Raw genomic sequence first — 5,359 nt, 5'->3', positions numbered from 1 at the left:
ATTCCCCCCATGTTTTTCCAGATCGTATTGAGTTCATCCGTGGCCTCGATAGACGCGATGTTGTCCTCGCTGATCTGGAACAGGGTCTGCTGCGCCAGGGCCAGGCGATCATTCTTTGTGGTGCGGACTGCGTGGTATTTCTGTACTGCGGCAGAGACTTCAGGCGAATACGCATTACCAGATGATTGCACCGTCTTTCCTGTCACCTTCTCCACCAGCTCCTTGGGGAGCGCCGGGGATGGTGTAGGATTGGTCAGCTCGCTGACATAATCGACCACAGCCGAGTGTACGTCCGCATCATCCGGCAATGATGTGCCTGTGCGAAATATCAGTTCTGCGGCCAGCAGGCGTTTGTCCGGGTCATTCACCCCCCCTTCCGGCTGGAGATCCTGGAGCACTTCGCTGCGCTTGGCTTGATTGGCGAACATGCGCTTGACCGCACCACTAGGTGTGCTGGCGCTGTTGTTGTGAATGTTCGCCCGGTATCCGTTTAGCACAATGCGGCGGTTGATGTCCGCTTCACCTGCAAACAGGGCATTGGCCAGGTCCGGGGTTTCACAGTCTGATCCCAGGCGCCTGGTTTCTCCGACCGCCCGCTCCATAAACGCACGATCCTGGGCCGCCCCGAAATTTTTCATGGTGGTGGCAAACGAAGCACCGAGTCCATCAAAAAGTCGATTTAGTGTTTCTACCAGCGCCTTGTGCGCGGCTTTCACCTGCTTGGTGGTGCCATCACTGGCCGCCACCATGATATTGACCCCCTTGGTAAAGCAGTTTTGCGTGACGAAGGACGCGCTTCGGGGGATGCTTTTTGCGTGCCCGACAATAGAAACATGGTCTACACAAACAATGGCGGGGATGATGTCGCCAGCCGACGCTTTGATCTTGCCATAGATCGGCGGTGGATCTGTTTTCTTGGGGGTAAGCACCACTGATTTGCGGTGGTTCTCGGGTTCGGCTACTGCTGAATAAGAAGGCGGCTGTCGGGTATTAAATCCCCGTGTGTCCCGCTGTGCTCCTCCGGGGGATATAACAGCAGATGAAAGGGTGGAACTGGCCAACAGCATGAAGGCTGGCACGGTGTAAATACTTGTTTTCTTCATTGCTCAATCCACATACGAAGCAAGCTGAGAATTCTTCGGGGCTCTTCGATAACCCCTTTGTGAAACTCATCGAAATCCACAATATAATTGTAGTGTTCCTCCCATGCTTCCGATATGAGGGAGAAGCACGTTCGCAAAGACAGACATCCGCTGTCCGGGTTATCCAGCCACTCCCTGGCGGTGCGCTGCTCTTCCAGTCGCGCCTTCCGCCGCCGCAGCGTTCGTGTTTTCTGGCCCTTCGGCAGGCTATTGATCTCAACCAGCCGAAAGGCCATCAATGAATCCCGTATTGCCGTCACAATCATCAGGACTGCGATCTGTAGGTCCCCCGCCTTATCCGGCTGTAGGCTGGTGCGCTGCCTGGGCAAAATACCCAGATCAAAGTTTGCCTCTAAATGTGGGTAAGAATGCTCACTATGGGGTTCTGCCATGGCTCTGTTCCTCCTTTTGAAACCCTGCATAATATATACTATAACAGCTTCCCATCCTGGCGCGCCACCATTGTTTATCATCGAGTTAGCATCTGTTAATCGGCGCGCAGCCGGATGAGGGATATTGATTATGCCGACTGCGCCATCGGCATGGCGGTTGCATTGGCGGGGGGCACCTTACCTGTCAAAAGCGCCTGCTCAAGTGCATTGGGATCGGTAATCCCCTTTTCGATAAGCTGATCGATGATCCGACACTTCTTCTGGAGTTCGGCGTACTCTTTTTCACCGTTCCAGCGGCCTTCTGTATGGGGGCGGCACTGTTCAATTTTCTCACTGGCCGCTTGTTCCTGGTCAGCCAAAGCAGCAACCTTATTGTCGCGGCTCCACAACGCATGTTCGATATCCGCCCCGTTCTGATATCCCGTGATGGGATTACCCTGCTCATCGTGCAGCACCCAGGAGGCAACCCGGGTCGGATCTATGGTAACTTTCGCACCGTGACAGGTGATGGACTCGATTACCCCCGTACCGAACAGTTTGACGATGCCATAAAGTTCCTGCCTGGGCATTTGCGGTGAAAGCGGCTCACCTTCAATGAGTTCCTGTTGCTCACCGAGGTTAACCAGTTTCTTTTTAACCAGCCGATGGGGGTGCCCATTGATCTCTACCACCCATCCATTTTCCGCGGTATCGCGTTCGCCCCAGTTCACCTTGGGGATGCGCATGGTCTGCTCGCTTTTCTCGCGGGTTTCTTGCAAGATATCCTTGTAAAAGGCCATTTCACTCCTTGCCTGCATGACTGTGCGCTCAAAACCGCGCCGACGAGCCTGCATCTCAGTCAAGGCGTGTTCGGTTTCCATCTTGTCCTTGATCAGGGGGTTATCCGTGGTTGCAGCCAGAACTTCGGCATAGGTCATATCCGCTTCCATGCCATATTCGCGCAGTGATTTATCGCCGCGCAACAACGCCCCGAAAGCCACAGCCTTGTTATGCAGGGTGGAGTACATGAAGGTGTCCAGAGATCCCTTGGTCGAGTACAGGTGCATCTTCACTCGGTCATGTAGGTTACCAAAGCGATGTCCCCGCCCGCGTATCTGCTCGATGAGAGAGGGCTTCCATGGCGGCACCAGCACATGAATGTCGGACAAGCGTTCCTGGACGTTGGTCCCCTCCCCCATTCGCTCGGTAGTGCCCAGGAGGACGCGCACCTCGCCCGCGTTGACGCGGGCGAACAGTTCCGACTTGGCCCGATCATTTTTTGCATCATGGACAAAGGCGATTTCACCTTCAGGGATCCCCCGCATCATCAGGTGTTCCTTGATAAGCTGGTGAATGTTGTACTCAGAGCTGCCACCTGGCACACCCAAATCACAGAAAACCAATTGTGACCCACGCATTTCGGCATGCGCTTCATAGGCGCCAATAACTTCGTCCATCATCAGCCCGATCTTGGAGTCATCGATATTGTGAAGACTGGGCGGCGCATCCGCTCCGGTCATAAGCGGAGGGTAGAGGGACATGCGAATGCCGTCCCCCATGATTTTCAGGATATTGTCCTCTTTTGAGGGGGTTTTCGCCCGCTTCACCAAATTGTCGCGCAGGCTGTCCTGCAGCGGCGTCATTTCTGCAACATGCTTGATGTTTTCCAGTTCGGGGCGCGGAATGCCCACGTCATCTGCGAACACTACATCAACATGCTCTCGGAAGGCCGCCATGGTTTCCGGCGCGTTGATCAGGCGCTCACGCCCTCGCATTTTGAACCCGTCTCCTCCTGGAGCAGGTTCAAATACGTTGACGGTATGGACGTTGTTGGATACCCATGCGCTGTACGAGTATTCGCCCTGGCGTACCAGAACATCTGGCTGCGCCAGGCGGCTTTGGACGTGGATTTCCCCCAGTTCATTGGAAATGATCGTGCCTGATGCGGTAAGCACGCCTTTGTGGTCCCCTCGGTTGTCGCGCAGCCAGTCGGCCTTGATTCGCATATCCAGGGCGCGCTGACTAGATACCTTATCGGTGAGGCTCTTGTAGTTATGCACCTCATCAATGAACAGGGCGTCCATCCCCAGTGTTTTGACATTGAATCCCTCATCCTTCTTTTCATCCGCTGCCAGTCTTTTCAGTCGCGCCTCCAGCTGCTTGACTTTGGTTCTGTAGCGGCTGATTTCAAAGCGGGGCGCGTCGCTGCTCTCTGCATCCGTCATGGCCGCCATGGCATTGGATACCTCTTCCCTGATGGAGGCTTCTACGAACTCCCTGGGGGCAGGAATGCGCTCAAATACTGAATGTGGCACCAGCACAATGTCCCAATCGTTATAGGCAATGGTGGCGTGGAAACGCTGGCGCTCTTTTTTCGAGCCGGTTTTCAGCTTATTGACGGTGGTAACTTTTGCGTTGGGGTACAGCGTCCGTATCGCGGCATCGAACTGCATCAGGGTGTTGTTTTTCACAACAATGAAGGTCTTGTTCTGCAGCCCCATCCGCTTGGCTTCCATCGAGGCGGCAATCATGGTGAAGGTTTTTCCAACCCCCACCTCGTGGGCCAGTACCACTCTGCCATCGAGGATATAACGCCAGACGGCATTGACCTGGGATGAGCGCAGTTCAATATCCGGATTCTTCCCCGGAAATGTCAGGTGGCTGCCATTCCATTGGGTGTCCACCGTCGCGTTCTTCAGCCGATTATAACGGGCAAGCAATTTTTCCCCTCGCTCGCTGTCCTTGAAGAACAACCAGTGGCGGAATTCCTCTTGAATCAGGGTCGCCTTATCTTGTGCCTTGAGGGTTTCTTCAAGATTCAGTACGGATTTGCGAGAACCATCGGCATTTTCTACCGTGTCCTTTACCTCAATAGGCTTGCTATTACAGATTGATTCGAGCAGGTTCCATGCGTTACGGCGTGGCGTGCCGTAATCCATCCGGCACTTGGTACTGGACTTGACGCCCGAGGCCACTCGCGCAGACCACAAGCCCGTCGCCTCGGAATAGACCATCTCACCGGCGTTGTCCCCCATGTGCTTAGTATCGAACAGTTCCCGGGCAAACTCAGTCACCTCCTCGGGGGTGATCCACGTCATCCCGGGGCGTACCTGGACCTGATCGGCGGTCAGGGGTTCCGGCTGAACCGCTTCGAGCGCCCGGATGTTGTCGTTAAAGGCTTCGCCTGCCTCTTGGGCTGCCTCCAGTTTCTCCACCACATTGCCGGAAAGGTACAAGAACGACGGTTCATAGTTGAGGCTTTGCGGATCAAGGAATACCAGCTCCTTGTGAAGCAGGTAGGAGATGGCGCTTTCATGTTCATCTGGCACTAACCCTTCTGCCATCTCTTCGATGAAGCTGGGGACAATGCGCCCATATTCCGCCAGGCACTGCATGTAAGCGTCTTCAACGCTTTCCGGCTCTTGTGGTCGGGGGGGGTAGATTACCCGCTTGCTAAACAGATCCGCTTTGGCGGCTGTCTCTGTTTTGGGGTTATACTCCTTCTCAAGTGACAGTACGCGCCCCACCTGTGGATCATCCAGGAAATCAATATGGTTGGTGCGCTGGCTGACCAAGCCATATTTCTCTACGAATTCATCATACTCAGCGTTTAACTTTGCTTGCAGTGTTTCGTAGCGCTGACGCGCCACCTCGTCTTCGTCGTTGTCCCAGGTGGTTTGCAGCGCCACCAGGTCAATGGCAATATCACGCAAGTGACAAAGAGCAGTCAGGCGCTCTTTCTTCTTGCCGCGAATACCGGTGCGCTCTACCTGGTAGGTATTCGGAATCGGCGGGCGGTCGCGGTCAGCCAACGACTGATCATCGTCATCCTTCTCTTCATAGGTG

At 54.7% G+C, this 5,359-nt stretch carries 3 protein-coding genes; all 3 read right to left on the bottom strand.

All coding sequences use genetic code 11. The features are described 5' to 3' along the window. The coding region (locus ACOCD2_RS11620) for a hypothetical protein (RefSeq protein ID WP_293701609.1) at positions 1–929 on the bottom strand (929 nt) is incomplete at its 3' end. A 170-nt stretch (positions 930–1,099) separates the two neighbouring features. Continuing rightward, the gene (locus ACOCD2_RS11615) at positions 1,100–1,534 is read right to left on the bottom strand and encodes a hypothetical protein (RefSeq protein WP_293647192.1); all 435 of its coding nucleotides are present in this window, start codon (positions 1,532–1,534) and stop codon (positions 1,100–1,102) included. Between the two features lie 128 nt (positions 1,535–1,662). Then, positions 1,663–5,325, bottom strand: coding sequence for a DEAD/DEAH box helicase family protein (locus tag ACOCD2_RS11610; RefSeq protein ID WP_419625705.1), 3,663 nt, complete (start codon positions 5,323–5,325; stop codon positions 1,663–1,665). Between the last annotated feature and the right edge of the window lie 34 nt (positions 5,326–5,359).

This window comes from Thiolapillus sp., assembly GCF_048562965.1.
Classification (GTDB): domain Bacteria; phylum Pseudomonadota; class Gammaproteobacteria; order Chromatiales; family Chromatiaceae; genus Thiolapillus; species Thiolapillus brandeum_A.
This window is presented reverse-complemented; position numbering and strand designations above follow the sequence as displayed.